This is a genomic window from Belnapia sp. AC561, assembly GCF_979252845.1.
Window position 1 is genome coordinate 1 of sequence record NZ_CEEDBP010000371.1, and the last position, 250, is coordinate 250.

The 250-nt window shown below is 66.4% G+C and carries 1 protein-coding gene; it reads left to right on the plus strand.

All coding sequences use genetic code 11. The annotated features are described in order from the left end of the window. On the plus strand, positions 1-250 hold a 250-nt coding region (locus tag AC0IW9_RS31475; RefSeq protein WP_471652213.1), incomplete at both ends, for a type 1 glutamine amidotransferase family protein.

Sequence of the window (250 nt, forward strand, 5' to 3'; positions counted from 1 at the left end):
GTCCAGCGCACTGAAACAACTGGTGCGTGCCGGTTGCGTGATTGGCGGGTTGTCCGCAGGCGTGTACCCGCTGGCGCAACTTGGTTTGCTCGACGGCTACCGCGCCGCCGTGCACTGGCGCTGGCAAGACGATTTCACCGAACGTTTCCCCAAAGTGATCGCCACCAGCCACTTGTTCGACTGGGACCGCGACCGCCTCACCGCCTGCGGCGGCCTGGCCGTGCTGGACCTGCTGCTGGCCGTGCTGGCT